Annotated in this window: 13 protein-coding genes; 1 reads left to right on the forward strand and 12 read right to left on the reverse strand. The window is 44.6% G+C overall.

The window, feature by feature from the left end; all coding sequences use genetic code 11:
• Positions 1 to 8 precede the first annotated feature (8 nt).
• The 4 genes from VPNCDNU1_RS16720 to rlmD all read right to left on the reverse strand — a co-directional run bounded on the left by VPNCDNU1_RS16720 (position 9) and on the right by rlmD (position 6,538).
• On the reverse strand, positions 9 to 1,649 hold the full coding sequence (locus VPNCDNU1_RS16720; protein WP_104401361.1) for a CTP synthase: 1,641 nt from the start codon (positions 1,647 to 1,649) through the stop codon (positions 9 to 11).
• A gap of 215 nt (positions 1,650 to 1,864) precedes the next feature.
• Positions 1,865 to 2,671 (reverse strand): nucleoside triphosphate pyrophosphohydrolase, encoded by an 807-nt coding sequence (gene mazG / locus VPNCDNU1_RS16725; RefSeq protein ID WP_104401404.1) that lies wholly within the window; start codon positions 2,669 to 2,671, stop codon positions 1,865 to 1,867.
• Positions 2,672 to 2,870: 199 nt separating this feature from the next.
• Positions 2,871 to 5,090: a GTP diphosphokinase gene (gene relA / locus VPNCDNU1_RS16730; RefSeq protein WP_104401362.1), complete on the reverse strand. Its 2,220-nt coding sequence runs from the start codon at positions 5,088 to 5,090 to the stop codon at positions 2,871 to 2,873.
• 128 nt (positions 5,091 to 5,218) lie between these two features.
• On the reverse strand, positions 5,219 to 6,538 hold the full coding sequence (gene rlmD, locus VPNCDNU1_RS16735) for a 23S rRNA (uracil(1939)-C(5))-methyltransferase RlmD (protein WP_104401363.1): 1,320 nt from the start codon (positions 6,536 to 6,538) through the stop codon (positions 5,219 to 5,221).
• Between the two features lie 202 nt (positions 6,539 to 6,740).
• Here rlmD and barA point away from each other — a divergent pair, with 202 nt between their 5' ends.
• Positions 6,741 to 9,524 carry a two-component sensor histidine kinase BarA gene (gene barA / locus VPNCDNU1_RS16740; RefSeq protein WP_104401364.1) on the forward strand — a complete coding sequence of 928 codons (2,784 nt, stop codon included), beginning with the start codon at positions 6,741 to 6,743 and terminating at the stop codon, positions 9,522 to 9,524.
• Between the two features lie 87 nt (positions 9,525 to 9,611).
• Here the strand turns inward: barA and VPNCDNU1_RS16745 are convergent, their stop codons facing one another.
• From VPNCDNU1_RS16745 to rnc, 8 genes are all read right to left on the reverse strand, one after another.
• Positions 9,612 to 11,081 carry a sensor domain-containing diguanylate cyclase gene (locus tag VPNCDNU1_RS16745; RefSeq protein ID WP_167404815.1) on the reverse strand — a complete coding sequence of 490 codons (1,470 nt, stop codon included), beginning with the start codon at positions 11,079 to 11,081 and terminating at the stop codon, positions 9,612 to 9,614.
• Positions 11,082 to 11,202: 121 nt separating this feature from the next.
• Entirely contained in the window at positions 11,203 to 11,613 is a 411-nt protein-coding gene (locus VPNCDNU1_RS16750) for a hypothetical protein (protein ID WP_104401366.1), read from the reverse strand.
• 8 nt (positions 11,614 to 11,621) lie between these two features.
• Positions 11,622 to 12,872: a hypothetical protein gene (locus tag VPNCDNU1_RS16755; RefSeq protein ID WP_104401367.1), complete on the reverse strand. Its 1,251-nt coding sequence runs from the start codon at positions 12,870 to 12,872 to the stop codon at positions 11,622 to 11,624.
• A 76-nt stretch (positions 12,873 to 12,948) separates the two neighbouring features.
• The gene (gene acpS / locus VPNCDNU1_RS16760) at positions 12,949 to 13,329 is read right to left on the reverse strand and encodes a holo-ACP synthase (RefSeq protein ID WP_104401368.1); all 381 of its coding nucleotides are present in this window, start codon (positions 13,327 to 13,329) and stop codon (positions 12,949 to 12,951) included.
• 359 nt (positions 13,330 to 13,688) lie between these two features.
• The gene (gene pdxJ, locus VPNCDNU1_RS16770) at positions 13,689 to 14,420 is read right to left on the reverse strand and encodes a pyridoxine 5'-phosphate synthase (protein ID WP_104401369.1); all 732 of its coding nucleotides are present in this window, start codon (positions 14,418 to 14,420) and stop codon (positions 13,689 to 13,691) included.
• Positions 14,417 to 15,145 carry a DNA repair protein RecO gene (gene recO, locus VPNCDNU1_RS16775; protein WP_104401370.1) on the reverse strand — a complete coding sequence of 243 codons (729 nt, stop codon included), beginning with the start codon at positions 15,143 to 15,145 and terminating at the stop codon, positions 14,417 to 14,419. The genes pdxJ and recO overlap by 4 nt, the downstream gene beginning before the upstream one ends.
• Positions 15,146 to 15,288: 143 nt before the next feature.
• Positions 15,289 to 16,254, reverse strand: coding sequence for a GTPase Era (era, locus tag VPNCDNU1_RS16780; protein ID WP_104401371.1), 966 nt, complete (start codon positions 16,252 to 16,254; stop codon positions 15,289 to 15,291).
• Entirely contained in the window at positions 16,247 to 16,924 is a 678-nt protein-coding gene (gene rnc / locus VPNCDNU1_RS16785; protein ID WP_104401372.1) for a ribonuclease III, read from the reverse strand. Before rnc ends, era begins: the two co-directional genes overlap by 8 nt.
• Positions 16,925 to 16,926 lie beyond the last annotated feature (2 nt).

The following is a 16,926-nucleotide window of genomic DNA, read 5'->3' on the forward strand; positions in this document are numbered from 1 at the left end:
GTATCCTTTTACTTCTCTAATTCGTCACGCTGGAATTCACCAGCCGCTTTTACGAAACCTGCGAATAGTGGGTGACCATCGCGAGGTGTTGAAGTGAACTCTGGGTGGAATTGAGCCGCTACAAACCATGGGTGAGCTGGATTCTCAATCACTTCGACCAGTTTCTTGTCTGCTGACAAACCAGATACTTTTAGACCTGCTTTTTCGATTTGTGGACGAAGATTGTTGTTCACTTCATAACGGTGACGATGGCGCTCATGAATCGTTGCGCTACCGTACATTTCACGTGCTTTTGTCCCTTTCGCTAAGTGACAAAGCTGTGAACCGAGACGCATAGTACCACCAAGATCTGAAGTTTCGGTACGTTCTTCAACTTTACCTTCACCATCAACCCACTCAGTGATCAAACCTACCACAGGGTACTGTGTCTCTTTGTTAAATTCTGTTGAATGCGCACCTTCCATACCCACGACATTACGTGCGTATTCGATCAATGCGACTTGCATACCCAAACAAATACCTAAGTAAGGCACCTTGTTTTCACGTGCATACTGCGCAGCACGGATTTTTCCTTCGATACCACGATCGCCAAATCCACCAGGAACCAAGATAGCATCTAAACCTTCAAGGGCTTCTTCACCTTTGGACTCGACGTCTTGAGAATCTACGTATTTGATTTTCACGCTTAGACGGTTTTTAAGACCTGCGTGTTTCAACGCTTCGTTAACCGATTTGTAGGCATCCGGAAGTTCGATGTACTTACCCACCATACCGATGGTAACTTCTGCTGTTGGGTTCGCTTCTTCGTAAATAACCTGTTCCCATTCAGACAAATCCGCTTCTGGAGCATCTATGCCAAAACGAGTACACACAAGATCATCAAGACCTTGAGCTTTAATTAACTGAGGGATTTTGTAGATAGAATCTACATCTTTCATTGAGATAACCGCTTTTTCTGACACATTACAGAAAAGGGCAATCTTCTTACGCTCGTTTGCAGGAATGATACGATCACTGCGGCAAACAAGAATGTCTGGTTGGATACCGATAGACAGCAGCTCTTTAACAGAGTGCTGAGTCGGTTTGGTTTTCACTTCGCCTGCCGCTGCAAGGTAAGGAACGAGAGTCAGGTGCATAAACATCGCACGCTCACGGCCTAATTCAACAGCTAGCTGACGAATGGCTTCCATAAACGGTAGAGATTCAATGTCACCTACTGTGCCACCCACTTCAACGATAGCCACATCGTGACCTTCAGAACCTGCAATTACGCGATCTTTGATTGAGTTGGTGATGTGAGGAATAACCTGAATAGTCGCACCCAAGTAATCGCCACGACGTTCTTTACGTAGAACATCTGCATAAACACGACCTGCAGTAAAATTGTTACGCTTAGTCATCTTGGTGCGAATAAAACGCTCATAGTGACCAAGGTCTAGGTCTGTCTCTGCGCCATCTTCCGTGACGAACACTTCACCATGCTGAGTAGGGCTCATTGTGCCTGGATCAACGTTGATGTAAGGGTCAAGCTTCATCATAGTCACTTTAAGACCACGAGCTTCAAGAATAGCGGCCAAAGAAGCTGCTGCAATACCTTTACCTAGAGAGGATACAACCCCACCAGTAACAAAAATGTAATTTGTCGTCATGTTTAACCTGAAATTGGTTGAATGAGGGAAATGGAATTCTTCTGGACGGGATGCAAATATACCAGAAGGCCGTTACCGCCACAACGTGAAACTTATCACACTCAATATTTTTATTTTTTGCTTCAAATCAAATGAGCAATCTTCAATACGTTAGATAACTTTACGTGCTACTGCAAAAGAAATTCGTGTTTTTCAGCATTGGTAGAACCAGTGAATTATCCGCTTTTTCTTTTTTCATCCACTTTAACTTCGTCCCAAAGCGTATCGAGTTCTTCAAGAGAACACTCCCCAAGAACCTTGCCTTCCGCTTGTACTTTCTCTTCCACCAGCCTGAAGCGGCGTTCAAATTTGGTGTTGGCTTTGCTGAGCGCAGATTCAGGGTTTGCGTTCAAATGACGAGAGAAATTGACTACAGCAAAGAGTAAGTCACCCAATTCCTCTTCCACTAAATTTTGATCGGGCGTGACTTGCAGCGCTTCTTCCATGACCTCATCGATTTCTTCTTGAACCTTATCAACGACGGGACCTAGCGTTTTCCAGTCAAATCCGTATTGGGCGCATTTTTTCTGGATTTTGTTTGCACGGGACATCGCAGGTAAAGACGTGGGTACAGCGTCGAGAATACTCTCCTCAGAAATGCCTTTCTCCGCTTTTTCCTTGGCTTTCTCTTGCTCCCAATTCGCATTTATTTCAGCGTCGCTGCCAAATTCTGCATCTGAAAAAACATGTGGATGACGTCGAGTCAGTTTTTCATTCACCCCTTTCACAACATCATCAAAATCGAACAAATCTTGCTCTTTTGCCAATTGACTGTAGAAGATGACCTGAAACAGCAAATCACCCAACTCTTCTTTCAAGTTGCTCCAATCACGCTTATGGATGGCATCCACCACTTCGTATGTCTCTTCAATGGTATGAGGCACAATACTGTCAAAGTCTTGCTTCAAGTCCCAAGGACAGCCCCCTTCCGGATCTCTTAGTTGCACCATAATTTGCTTAAGCTGTTCAATTGGATGACTCATTTCTGTTCCTTTGACAAAGTTATATAAAGAAAAAGACGAGCAATATAACTGCTCGCCTTTCATTTTACTGCTCCCTTTCGCAAAGCAGTTGCCGTTTTAACAAGGCAACAAGCGAGTGAGACTCCTGAGCATAGCTGGCTATGTGATGGAGCGAATGAGCGCCGTTAACGCAGTAAAAATGGCAAATGCGAAGTGAAAGTTAGCCTAAACGTTTCACCGACATCACATCCTTGATCTGCTCAACTCGCTTCGTCACCCGCGTAAATATTTCCACATTGGTGACTTCTAAATCGAAATCCATTATCGACATTTGCTTTTTGTAATCCGTCCGGCTTTTCATGCTGGTGACTTTGATTTTCTCGTTTGCAAACAAGGTGGTGATATCTTTTAGCAAGCCGCCTCGCTCTAGACCTTCAACCCGAACTGTAATGATGTAGGAACCGACGAAACCACTTCCCCAGACGGTATCAATGATACGCTCTGGCGCATGGTGCCTTAGCTCCTCAAGCTGTTCACAGTCGCTTCGGTGAACAGAAATACCACGCCCTTGAGTGATGTAACCTGAGATTTCATCGCCCGGTATGGGCTGGCAGCAACGCGCTAGGTGCGTCATCAGGTTGTCCACACCTTCAACAACCACTGCGTCCTTTTTCGGGCGACTTTGAGCTGGGGCTTTGTTCTCTTTTTCCTGAAGGCGCTCTAGCGCTTGTTGGTCTTCTTCTTCGGCGGTGGGTTTGTTCACCAATGCATTGATGTGATTGACGATTTGATTGATTCTCAAATCACCACTGCCGATACCGGCATAGAGCTCGTCTGGCGTATTCACATTGAATCGTTTCAGCGCATATTGGTCGGCATCTTTTAGGGATGCACCGATTTTCGCTAATTCGGTTTCCAAGATTTCACGCCCTGCTTCGAGGTTTTTCTCTCGGCTTTGCTTACGGAACCATGCATTAATTTTGGCTCGCGCACGACCTGAGTGCACGAACCCTAGCGATGGGTTTAACCAGTCGCGAGAAGGGTTAGGCTCTTTCGATGTAATGATTTCAACTTGGTCGCCCATGGTGAGTTTGTGAGTAAACGGTACTATTCGACCCGCCACCTTCGCACCAATACAACGATGCCCAACTTCTGAGTGAATGTGGTAAGCAAAATCAAGCGGCGTTGCGCCCATTGGTAAATCGACCACATCACCTCGTGGGGTAAAGGCATAAACGCGATCATCAAAGACTTGGCTTCGCAATTCATCCAGCATTTCACCAGAATCGGACATTTCTTCCTGCCAGTCCAGAAGTTTACGTAACCATGTGATCTTCTCATCATAGCCACTGCGACCACTTGAGGCGCCTTCTTTGTATTTCCAGTGCGCCGCGACTCCAAGCTCCGAATCTTCATGCATTTGCTTGGTTCGGATTTGAATCTCAATGGTTTTGCCTTCTGGTCCTAATATCACCGTATGAATAGACTGGTAGCCATTAGGTTTCGGGTTGGCAACGTAGTCATCAAATTCACTCGGTAAGTGCTTGTATTTGGTGTGTACAACTCCTAAAGCGGCATAGCAATCTTGCAGCTTGTCGGCAATTATTCGTACTGCTCGAACATCAAAGAGCTCATCAAAAGCCAAGCTCTTTTTCTGCATTTTTCGCCAAATACTGTAAATGTGCTTAGGACGACCACTGACTTCTGCATTGATACTGCAGACTTTCATTTCTTTGGATAGATCCGTGACAAAATCATCAATGTACTGTTCACGAACAATGCGTCTTTCTGACAGTTGTTTGGCAATTTGTTTGTAGGTTTTTGAATGCTTATAGCGAAAGGCGTAATCTTCAATCTCCCACTTTAGCTGACCAATCCCCAAGCGGTTGGCCAAGGGTGCGTATATATTGGCACACTCTTTCGCCGCTGCTTGGCGCACTTCATCAGACTCGTCTTTCACTTCGCGTAAATTACAAATCCGCTCAGATAGCTTAATGACGACACATCTAAAATCGTCAACCATTGCGAGAAGCATTCGTCGTACGTTATCAACTTGCCCAGACGCTGCCGATCCATCCAGTGTGACATTGAGTTGACCGATTGCCGCCATTTCTTCGACACCATCGATCAACTTTAATATCTCTTTGCCATATTTTTCTGTTAACTCTTCGCGGTCATAAAAGCCGGATGTGACCACGGGGAATAACTGAGCAGAAATGAGCGTCGGCGCATCCATAGACAAGGTGATGAGGATTTCGATCATCTCTCGACCGCGCCACAGCAATAGTTGCGCTTGAGGTTCATCACTAAGAATTTCTTCACAGTGACGATAAACCGCCAGCAATTTATGGCTGGTTTTTTCATCTTGTTTTAAGCTGGCTATCCAACTGTCTAATTCAAATTCTTCAGTATTTAAATGTGCACCGCGTACAGCGACCATGTTTCTTTCCTATCTAGCAACAGACATACAGGTAAGTCACCTGTCGATTCTCCAGCAAAATATCCAAGCAGCGGAACGTTGCCGTGCTTTAGCCGATATTAGGGTTTGTTGACCTAGTATGCGTGAAGTTAATCTTTTTCAAATAGCGCCATGCTTTCTAAATGGCTGGTATGGGGAAACATATCAAGCATCCCGATTTTTTTAAGTTTGTAGCCTTGTTCAAGTAAGCTCTGACTGTCACGTGCAAGCGTAGCAGGATTACAGGAAACATACACGACCGCTTTCGCTCCTAATCGCGAAAGTTGGTCGACAATACCGGCTGCACCTGCGCGTGCGGGATCAAGCAATATTTTATCAAATCGTTCACTTGCCCAAGGCGCTTTAGACATGTCTTCTTCTAAGTTAGCCTGATAAAACTGGACGTTGTTGATCTGGTTTAAGGTCGCATTGTTTGTGGCAACATCCACCATATCTTGAACACCTTCCACGCCAATGACAGCGCCCGCTTGTTTCGCTAACGGCAAACTGAAATTACCAAGCCCACAGAATAGGTCCAACACACGCTCATCAGCCTGTGTGTTCAACCATGTTAAGGCTTGAGCCACCATTTTTTCGTTCACTTGAGCATTCACTTGAATGAAGTTTGTTGGCTCAAACGGCAATTCAACCCCAGCTTCTTTATAGAAAGGCTGTATGCCAGATACCTTGTTCAATACATCTGCTGCTGGCATTAGATATAGGGTAAGAGCGTGTTCTTCTGCAAATGCCATCAACTGCTTCTGGTCTTTGTCACTCAATTCAGAAGTATGGCGAAGCAAAAATACTAGAGTGTTGTCTGCTTTTACGAGTTCAACATGCCCAAGGCTTTCTTTTCGAGAAAATGCATTAAGTAATGCTTTTGTTGGCTTTAGTAGCGCTTCAAGTTCTGGGGCAAGCACAGCGCAGCTATCAATATTCGCAATGCGCTTACTCATTTTTTCACGAAAGCCAAAATTCAGCTCACGCGTTTTTTTATCGACCTGCACACTAATTCGAGTGCGGCGGCGGTAACCCATACTTGCGCCTGTTACTTCTTTTTCAAGCGCGAGCTCGCTACCTGAAAACTTTTTCATCAGCTGTTGCAGAGTCTGGTTTTTGTGCTCAACTTGAGCGGTTTGATCCAAATGCTGTAGGTTACATCCACCACATGAATCGTAGTGTTTGCAAAACGGACTGACTCGCTCTGAACTGTCTTTCTTGATTTTGATGAGTTTTGCCCGCGAAAATTTACTTTTTTGCTCGGTAAACTGACCAATAACCGATTCACCGGGCAACACGCCATCAATAAACACGGGGCGCTTATTGTGGTAAGCAATGCCCGCTCCGTGATGATCGAGCTTTTCTATATTGAAAACCTGATGCTTGGTTTCAACCGATGATTTTTTCTTTGGCTGATAAAAACGCGCCATACTGTAATTGCCTATTTTGCTTCAGTGTTTTCTCATTCAGGGTCACTATTTCCCCCCTCAGAGATTGTCGAATTCGGCAGACTTGATTAAGCTAACCGTTTCTTCGTTTATAATGGGTTGTATAGCTTGACTACTCTTACGTAATGTAAGAAAGCTTGAGCCATTAGCTTCTATTTTCCCATATCCAGACAGTAATGAGAACATGACACGATACGGCTTAAGAGCACGCGTAATTACCCTCACCTTAGCCCCAACTCTTATTGTCGGTCTATTGCTGAGCGCCTTCTTTACGTCTAATCGCTATAACGACCTTGAATCACAACTGATTTCAACTGGTAAAAGCATTATTGAACCTATCGCTATCGCCAGTGAAATCGGTATGGATCAGCGCAGTCGAGAAGCCGTTCGTCGATTAATAAGCTACGCCCATCGAAAGAATTCCGACATCGTTCGGAGTATTGCCGTATTCACATCCGATCATGATTTGTTTGTGACATCTAACTTCCACCCCGATTTCGAGTCGTTGACGTTTCCAAAAGATCAGCCCATACCATTACTCAGTACAATTGATTTGGTTGACACCGACTTAGTAATACGCACACCCATTCTGGCAGAGGGAAAATACGCGGATTCCAACGGACCTCAAACCGAGCTCAATCAAGCGTTGGGCTATATCGCGATTGAACTCGACTTATCTGCGGTTCGATTGCAGCAATACCAAGAAATTTTTGCCGCGTTATTGGTGTTAATTTTGGGGTTGGGTCTGTCTGCTCTGTTTGCTTACCGCTTAATGCGTGATGTTACTTTACCCATCACTCATATGAAGAACATGGTGGATAGAATTCGGCGCGGACATTTAGATGTGCGGATCGAAGGGAAAATGCATGGTGAGTTGGATGCTTTGAAAAATGGCATCAACGCGATGGCGATGTCGCTGTCTGAGTACCATGTTGAAATGCAGCACAGCATTGATCAGGCAACATCAGATTTGCGTGAAACACTTGAGCAACTTGAAATCCAGAACGTCGAGTTGGATATTGCGAAGAAACGTGCGCAAGAAGCCGCGCGAGTTAAATCCGAATTCTTAGCAAATATGTCTCACGAACTCAGAACGCCTTTAAACGGTGTGATTGGGTTTACCAGACAAATGCTAAAAACTCGCTTATCGTCTAGCCAGCAGGACTACCTCCAAACGATTGAGCGCAGTGCCAACAACTTACTGAGTATCATCAATGACATTCTCGATTTCTCGAAACTTGAAGCAGGGAAGTTGGCGCTAGAAAATATTCCATTCGATTTCCAAGAGTGCCTTGAAGAGGTTGCTAGCTTACAAGCCACCAGCGCGCATGAAAAAGGGTTAGAACTGACACTTAAGATTGACCCTAAGATCCCTGCTGGTGTCGTGGGTGATCCGCTGCGAATTCAGCAAGTACTCACAAACCTTGTTGGTAACTCCATCAAATTTACAGAGCGCGGAAATATCGATATCAGTGTTGAGCTGCGCACATTCAAAGAAGACTCCATTGAATTGCAATTTATGGTGCGTGACACGGGGATTGGTATTTCTGAGCGCCAACAAGCGCAGCTATTCCAAGCATTCAGCCAAGCCGATGCCAGTATCTCTCGTCGATATGGTGGAACCGGATTAGGTCTGGTTATCACTCAGAAGCTAGTGGGTCAGATGGGTGGCGAAGTCAGCCTAACTAGCCGACTACACCAAGGTTCGACGTTCTGGTTTACCTTGCGTTTAGCCACCAGTGATATGCCTGTTGCCAGCGATGTAGACACGCAAGTACTTAAAGGCAAAAAGCTCTTACTGATTGAACCAAACATGCAAGCTGCCTCCGTAATTCAACAGCAGTTGATTAACGAAGGGCTGCTGGTTACCTATCGTTCAAGCATGCCGGAGCACATAGAAAACCATGAGTTCGTGTTGTTAAACCTGCCACCAAACCAAAAATGCGATATCACGTCTGTTGAACAGTGGATAACTAGGGCTCGAGAAATTGCAAACAACATAATACTGGGTTTACCAAGTACCGAGTTGGCATTATCAGAACAATTGGTTACCGAGCACCATGTACAGTGCATCACCAAACCACTGTCGCGACGTAAGTTATTGCAAGCGCTAACACAGTACCATTCTTCTCAAGAGCTGATTCTTCCTATTATTGATTCAGTTGATCATCAACAAAAGCTTCCGCTCAAAATCATGGCAGTAGACGATAACCCAGCTAACCTTAAGCTCATTGCAGCATTGCTACGTGAAAGAGTGGACCATGTTGTGACATGCAGTAATGGCGAACAAGCCGTCGCGGCTGCCCAGCAACAAGCATTTGATATTGTTTTGATGGACATTCAAATGCCGAAAATGGATGGAGTTATGGCATGTCTGGAAGTTAAGAAAACCAAGCTTAACTCTCATACACCTGTCATTGCTGTAACCGCTCATGCCATGGCTGGCGAGCGAGATCGCCTTCTAAAAGCTGGAATGGACGACTATTTAACCAAACCAATCGAAGAGCACATTCTTCAGCAAGTACTGGTGCATTGGAGCCCGCATACTGACGAAAACCAAGTCGATAAGTTGGAGATCAGCGAGCAAGTTCAGCCAGACCACTCCGCAGACGAAAGAAATAGCACGGTCATCATTGATTGGAATCTTGCATTGAAGCAAGCAGCAAACAAAGAAGACTTAGCTCGTGAAATGCTGCAAATGCTGGTTGACTACATTAAAGAAGTGGATCAATTTGTTGAAGGCGTCATTAATGGTGACGAACAAGATAATGAACAACTGATTCATCACATTCATAAACTCCATGGTAGCTGTTCTTACAGCGGTGTACCAAGGCTCAAAAAAGTCTGCGCCGAAATCGAAAAGGCATTGAGATCCGGCTCAGATATAGAAACTGTCGAACCGGAGCTGTTTGAACTTCAAGATGAAATGGAAAAGGTCATTGCTAGCGCGCAGCATTATATCAAGTAGGATTACGATAGCTTAGTTGATTTTAGTGACGTTGGTTTTAGTAACGCTTCTGGACGCTATATCACACGAGCATAACCAATCTCCTTGTTATGCTCGGCGCAGCTCTGGGCGATAAAATGCGTATCCATTCTTACCGTTTTGCTTCACGTGGTACATTGCCTCATCGGCTTGCTGGAGCAACGCGTCAAACTCAATATCATCAAGACGTGCATAAGAGACACCGACGCTGCCACCTATATTCACAGAAGAGCGTGATGGTAATTCTATAGATCGAGCGCAAATTTCAACAATCTGTTCAGCGATATCGGTCAACACATCTGAGTTCATTTGCTCTAACGCTAAAATAACGAGCAATTCGTCTCCCCCTAACCTCCCTATCACATCCTGTCGCCCTCTCGCGACTCGCTTTAATCGCCGAGCAATAGTACAAAGTACTTCATCACCCGCAGCATGGCCATGCGTGTCATTAACGTCTTTAAATCCGTCTAAGTCGACCATCATGGTGGCGACGTAAACCGCCTCTTTTTGGCTTACCAATCGAGCAAAGAAGCGCTCACAACCACGACGGTTTTTTAGCCCAGTCAGGTTATCTTCTAAGGCGAGTAACATGGTATCTCGCTCTTTTTGCACTCGAATGGTTATGTCGTACATGATTCCTTCGATTATCCATTCACCACTGTGTTCATCCTTGTGGGCAGACAGCAGTAAATGCACCCATTGCTCATTGTTGTATTTTTTATTGATACGCAGATCGCCAGCCGCCACATCCCCACTAGAAATAGTTTGTTCCGACATTTGCCATGCCAGCTCTGGGTTTTGGAAAACATGCTCAAAGAATGGCTGAGTTTCTAAGATAGCGGTTAGCTCGAAGCTTTCTTTTATCAGGCGACCAAACAACGTGGGGTTGCTATGGATCAAGTGACCGTTCTTATCCAACACAAGAATACCAACTTGCGTTGTTTCAAATATGTGGCGATAGTGACGTTCCATTCGCTCAATGGTGGCCCGTAAATTTCGCTCAGTTTCTATGGCTTGGTGCGAAGCCTCCACAAAGCGGTTGACGCTCGCAGTTACTAGGCCTATTTCATTGTCTCGGTTTTCATTATTGTAAGGCAGCATGTCGTCTCGACCAGGCTCTACCTTAGATAAGTTTTCAGCTAATTCCTTTAAAGGCGCACCTACTACTTTACGAACAGCAAACGCGGTTACCACCATTAGCATCAACAACTGACTGACCAACATAACCAGTTGAATAAACACTTTCTCTTGTGTTACCGAGTCTAAGTATTTCTGGTTAACATCAAGAAGAAGGTGCCCTATCACTTCATCTTTCACAGGTGATACCAAGGGAAATCGAGTCAAGTTTTTCCACTGCTCATTGCTGCTCGTAAGCTTAGAGAGGCTAAACTCAACACCATCTAGCCCCTTCAGTTTTACGCCATTAAACTCATCATGAAGAAGTAATGAGCTCATCACTTCGTCAGCAATTTCTGGATTATCAACATACAGAGCAATGGAAGCTGAGTTGGAGACAGTAAGCACCAACTTTTCTTCCATTCCCTTAACGTTCAAGCTCGCTCTCTCAAAATAAAAAAGTGATAAGAAGCTTGCCGCCAATATTAAATACATTAGCGAAAACAAAATTACAGTAACCAGAAGCCGATTGGCGAGCGCTTGTCTATTCATCATCATTGATCGTTAAAATCACTTTTAATTTTGAATGCGAGGGTTTGTTCCGTACATATCCAAGAGCTGATTTATCTCTTAATAGACGCTTTATTAACTCTTCTTCACTTTTCATAACCAAGGGCGCACGTACTCGACCTGAGAATTTAAGTTTTGCCCAGTGTGCGTTTACCTGACTCAATGACAGATCGCTGATCTCTTCATAAAATGATTCTCTCACTTCTCCATTTCGCTCTAGAATCGTGATTCTTCGACTCAGCTTTCCTCTGCTTCGACCAAGGTACAGCCCGGCGAGTTGCTCTTTTGTGATACTTTCAAGCTCACTGCGATCGCCGACTACAATATAAAGGTCAGCAAACGCATAAGGGCTCATCAACAATAAGGCAAAACTCAGCAATCTCATTTCACCACCTAGAAGAGGAAACTGGCTGATAATGAGTACACCTGTACCCTCGTTTCGGGTTTAGGTTCTAGTAAATTGGTTGCCCAAAGTCCATGCCCTGTATCTTCAATATGAACCCAATCAATTTGCGCCTTAAGACTTATCTGCTCGCTGATATCCCAACGTGTACCAAAAGACCATATGGATTGGTTAATCAAAGTGGCATTAATTGATGTGATTGCCCCTTGCTGCAATTGCGCTAACTGAGGATCAGGTAAAATGCTCCAATCGTATTGTGCTTCCAACTTGTCAGTTTCCGGGTTAAACCATGACCGAATCATATAGGGTGTAAACTCATTAAACCGGCGACCGAGACTGATATACCCTCCTTGCCCTTCAGGCAACAAATCTTTATCGGTTTTTACCTTTACAAGTTCACTCAACAAATGCCAAGTGCCATCATTGTATTCAATCCCAATTTGACCATATCTAACCATACCGCCAGTCACGCTCATTTTTTCATTCAGAAGATTGGCTTCATCGCTGATAGGGCCTAGTCCCGAGCTACCCACTGTTTGCAAGCCATCTTTTAATGTACTTACTTGTGGTGGGAGATCAGAGTCTACTCTTAGTTGAGCAAAGGAAGCGCGTGCTCGCCACATATCCCAATTTGCAACCAAGCTCAATGAAAGCGCACTGTTGCTGTAGAATCGGTTGGGTTCATAGCCCTCATGTAAGTCCGTTGTCGCTTGAGTTGAACCGTATTGGAAAGCAGTAGAAAAACTGACATCGTCGACATAGAAACGATAGGTGAAATCGATTCCATCGATATTTTGCAAAGGGATCCAGCTGTATATTTCTTGAGGAAGTCGCACCCAAAGATGACCATAATCGACACGACGTGTGTCAGCGAACCAAAATACGTTGTACCCCACTCGACCTACACGAATGTCAAAATCAGATGTTGGTCGATACGCTAAGAAGGCAAGCTCTAAGCCATCCAGCAACTCGTCCCCCGCCCTCTCAGCGATAACATACTGAGCGGTCACATCCCATTCGAAATTGATGTTGTAGTTTATCTGAGCGCCGATTTTGGAATCAGGTAGAAATGAACCATCACTATCGGGATCGGCTTTTTGCGTAAGATCACGCATATAACCAAAGCTGTCGCTGGTATCGTAGCTATAGCCAACATTGCCAAACCCTGAGAAATTCCAGTCTTCAGCAAGAACCGAAGAAGAAAGCAATGTAAATAGTAAACTTATCCCTGTTAACCTCATACACCCGTCTCATATTATTATAATTTGGCTCAACTGGTTAGGTCGCCACTAATATGAGTGTAGAACAGTGATTGAGTTATCGCTCAAAGATTACAGTAGCAACCGCGTAATGGCGTTCGTCAGAAATAGAAAGGTGGATATGAGTCACACCAGCACTTGTTGCGTATACTAATGCTTGATTATGAAGGGAAAGTACAGGTTTTCCATTGGCGTCATTAGACACAATAAAGTCATGAAAGGTAACCCCTTTCGCAATTCCTGTACCCAATGCTTTAGATGCCGCTTCCTTCGCAGCAAAACGTTTGGCGAGAAAGCGAGACTGCTGCTTTGTCGCATGAAACGTAACCAACTCAGGCTCTGTTAGAATGCGCTTCGCAAATGCTTCTCCAAGTTTAGATAGGGATTTTTCGAAACGATCTATTTCGGCAATATCCGTTCCTAATCCTACTAAAGGCATAAGTTCTCCGCTGATAAGCTAGGGTCTGTTGACCTTTCGTGGTTAAATTTTGTTCGAGTTCTATGCCTTTTAATCGCGGCGTAAGGTGTGTAGCTTAGTCGTTCTAAGCAAATACCTTGCAACAAAGAGTAAAAGGTATAGAGCGGGGACGCCTAGTCGAACCCTTTGGGCAGTATTTGTGGATGATTTCTACTGCGTTATCGCTCATTGATGTAGAGCGACTACACCGAATAAGCTCTGCCTTGTATAAATCCCCCACAAATTGCTGCAAAAATCATCTCGAAAGATCAACAGACCCTAATACAAGATGAGAAAGAGCCACTACAATATAAATGCGGTGGCTAAATTAGAAATGTCTTTTAGCGACGAGCTTCAAGCATAACGGCTTTCATATCGGCAACTGCTTTATGTAAGCCATCAAAAACAGCGCGCCCCATAATAGAGTGACCAATATTCAACTCATACACTTCTGGTAATGCCGCAATAGGTGCAACGTTATGGTACGTCAAACCATGTCCTGCATTGACTTTAATACCAATACTATCGGCATAGCTTGCACCAGCTGCGATTTTTTTCAGCTCGTTGGTTTGCTCGCATTCCGTCGTCGCCTCTGCGTAGTGACCTGTGTGAAGCTCAATGTATGGTGCACCACACGCTTTTGACGCATCAATTTGCTCACGATCTGCATCAATAAACAGAGACACTTTAATACCTGCATCTGTTAATTTTTGTGTCGCAGCCTTAATTTTTTCTAACTGACCAACGACATCTAAGCCGCCTTCCGTTGTAAGTTCTTCACGCTTTTCAGGCACTAAGCAAACGTATTCAGGCTTAGTTTGCAACGCGATTTCGACCATTTCATCTGTCACCGCCATTTCCAGATTCATTCTGGTTTGAAGCGTTTCACGTAGGATCCTGACGTCGCGATCTACAATATGACGGCGATCTTCGCGAAGGTGAATGGTAATGCCGTCGGCACCTGCACGTTCTGCAATTTCTGCTGCGTGCACTGGATCTGGATATTTGGTTCCACGTGCGTTTCGCAAAGTGGCGATATGATCAATGTTTACCCCGAGTAGAATTGAGCTCATTTTTCAATACTCCGTGCTCCGGGAAAGCCTGTTCTTGGGAGAAACAGTTCCCTACTTTTTAGTGGTTTGCCGCCAAGATAAGGCTTTAGTGCTATACGTGTAAAGCGTTTTGCTGCTTTAAGTTGTTCTTTGGTTGTAAAGCGACGTTCACTAATTGCAATTAACTCGTTTCCCAAGAATGTCAGATTATCTCGCCTCACACTGGCAATGAAACCTTTTTGCTCTCGATAGCGGTAAGTCATATCTGGCTCGACCATTTCCCCAGTTCCCGCACAATGCATAAAATCGACCCCATAACCCAAGGAAGAGAGCAAAGCGAGCTCAAATCGCCGCAATGCTGGCTCTGGGTTTTCGGCTTGTGCCAGTTCCGTCAATGCGAGTAAATAGTCGTGAAATAATGCAGGGTAAGGCGTTTCACTTTCTACCACTCGACCAATCAACTCATTCACATACATTGCAGAATAGAGGTGTATACCTGAAAGAGGAAGCCCAAGACTAATGGGCTCAGCTTGGCGTAATGTCCGCATGCTTCCTTTACCCGACCACTTCATTAAAAGTGGCGTAAATGGCTGCAGTGCACCTTTTAGGTTGGAACGTTTGCTTCGAGCGCCTTTTGCCATAACCGACATACGGCCATGCTCTTCACTGAACACATCCAAAATTAGGCTGGTTTCACTGTATGGTCGACGATGCAAAACAAAGCACCGCTGTAACCCATCAGACATATACGACTCTCTTAAGTAACCTTGAACAACATGAAATAACCTTGAATAACAATATTGCGTGTTATGTCCACAAATACAAAACTCGTATAGCAGACACAAAAAAGGGAGCATTACACTCCCTTCTAACTTACACCAATTTGGCTTTAAAGGTCATCAATGTAACCTAGGCTTCGAAGAGCTCGCTCATCATCGGCCCAACCAGATTTTACTTTTACCCACGTTTCTAGGTAAACCTTGCGCTCAAAAAGCTCTTCCATATCAAGGCGGGCCTCTCGACCAATGGTTTTGATTTTCTCCCCACCTTTCCCGATCACCATTTTTTTCTGACCAGTACGCTCAACTAAGATCAATGCATTGATGTGAAAGCCATCGGTTTCAGGGTTGTAATCAAATCGTTCGATCTCAACAGTTACCGAATAAGGCAGCTCTTCACCAGTGAAACGCATGAGTTTCTCACGGACAATTTCAGATGCCATAAAACGCTGAGAACGATCGGTTACGTATTCTTCTGGGAAGTGGTGTGTCGCTTTTGGCAAACGCTCTCGCACGTGCTTACGCAACACATCAATATTCTTGTCGTGTTTCGCCGAAATGGGCACGACGTCTACAAAGTCCATTTTTTCCGACAAAGACTGCATATGAAGCATCACTTCGTTGCGATCTTTTACGTTATCAACTTTGTTCACACACAACACAACTGGGAAGTTTGCCTTGCTGAGTTTGGTGAAGACCATCTCATCATCATTCGTCCAGTGTGTGCCATCTACCAAGAAAAATACTAAGTTAACATCACTCAATGAGCTGTTTGCAGCTCGGTTCATTAAGCGGTTAATTGCTCGCTTTTCTTCAATATGAAGCCCTGGTGTATCAACAAAAATCGCTTGATAGTCACCTTCCGTATCCACTCCCATAATACGATGTCGCGTCGTTTGTGGTTTACGAGAAGTGATAGAAATCTTTTGTCCCAACAGTTGGTTGAGCAACGTTGATTTACCTACATTGGGCCGGCCAACAATAGCGATGAATCCGCAATGTTGGTTTTCAGCTGAAGATTCCTGCTTGTCAGATTCGAAATACGCATCCAAATCAAATTCTTTTTCATCAGACATTGGTTAGAAGTCCTAATGCTAATTCAGCCGCTGCTTGCTCCGCTTTGCGACGACTTGTACCTTTGCCGATAACAGGTTCATCCAGCCCTGCAATTTCACACGCCACCGTAAATTCTTGGTTGTGTGCTTCACCTTTAATTTTAGTCACAGAATACGCAGGAAGAGGTTTTCTTCTACCTTGTAGGAATTCTTGTAACCGCGTTTTAGGATCTTTTTGCGATACGCCTGGCTGAATGGCGACCAATCTTGAGTGATACCAGTTCAGGACAACCTTGCGAACCATCTCGAGATCACTGTCAAGATAGACGGCTCCAATGATTGCCTCCACGGCATCTGCAAGAATGGAGTCACGACGGAATCCGCCACTTTTCAGCTCACCTGGACCTAATTTTAAGTACTCTCCCAAGTCGAATTCTCGACCTAGTTCAGCAAGGGTATTGCCACGAACTAATGTTGCACGCATGCGGCTCATATCACCTTCGTTCACTTTCGGGAAGCGGTGATACAAATCATCAGCAATGACAAAACTTAAAATTGAATCGCCCAGAAATTCAAGACGCTCATTGTGTTTACCATTGGCGCTACGATGTGTCAGCGCCAAATGGATCAGCCCAGCATCATTAAATTGATAACCGAGCTGTTTTTCTAATTTACTGATAGGAGTATTCATAC

The sequence above is a fragment of the Vibrio penaeicida genome (genome assembly GCF_002933855.1).
Classification (GTDB): Bacteria; Pseudomonadota; Gammaproteobacteria; order Enterobacterales; family Vibrionaceae; genus Vibrio; species Vibrio penaeicida_A.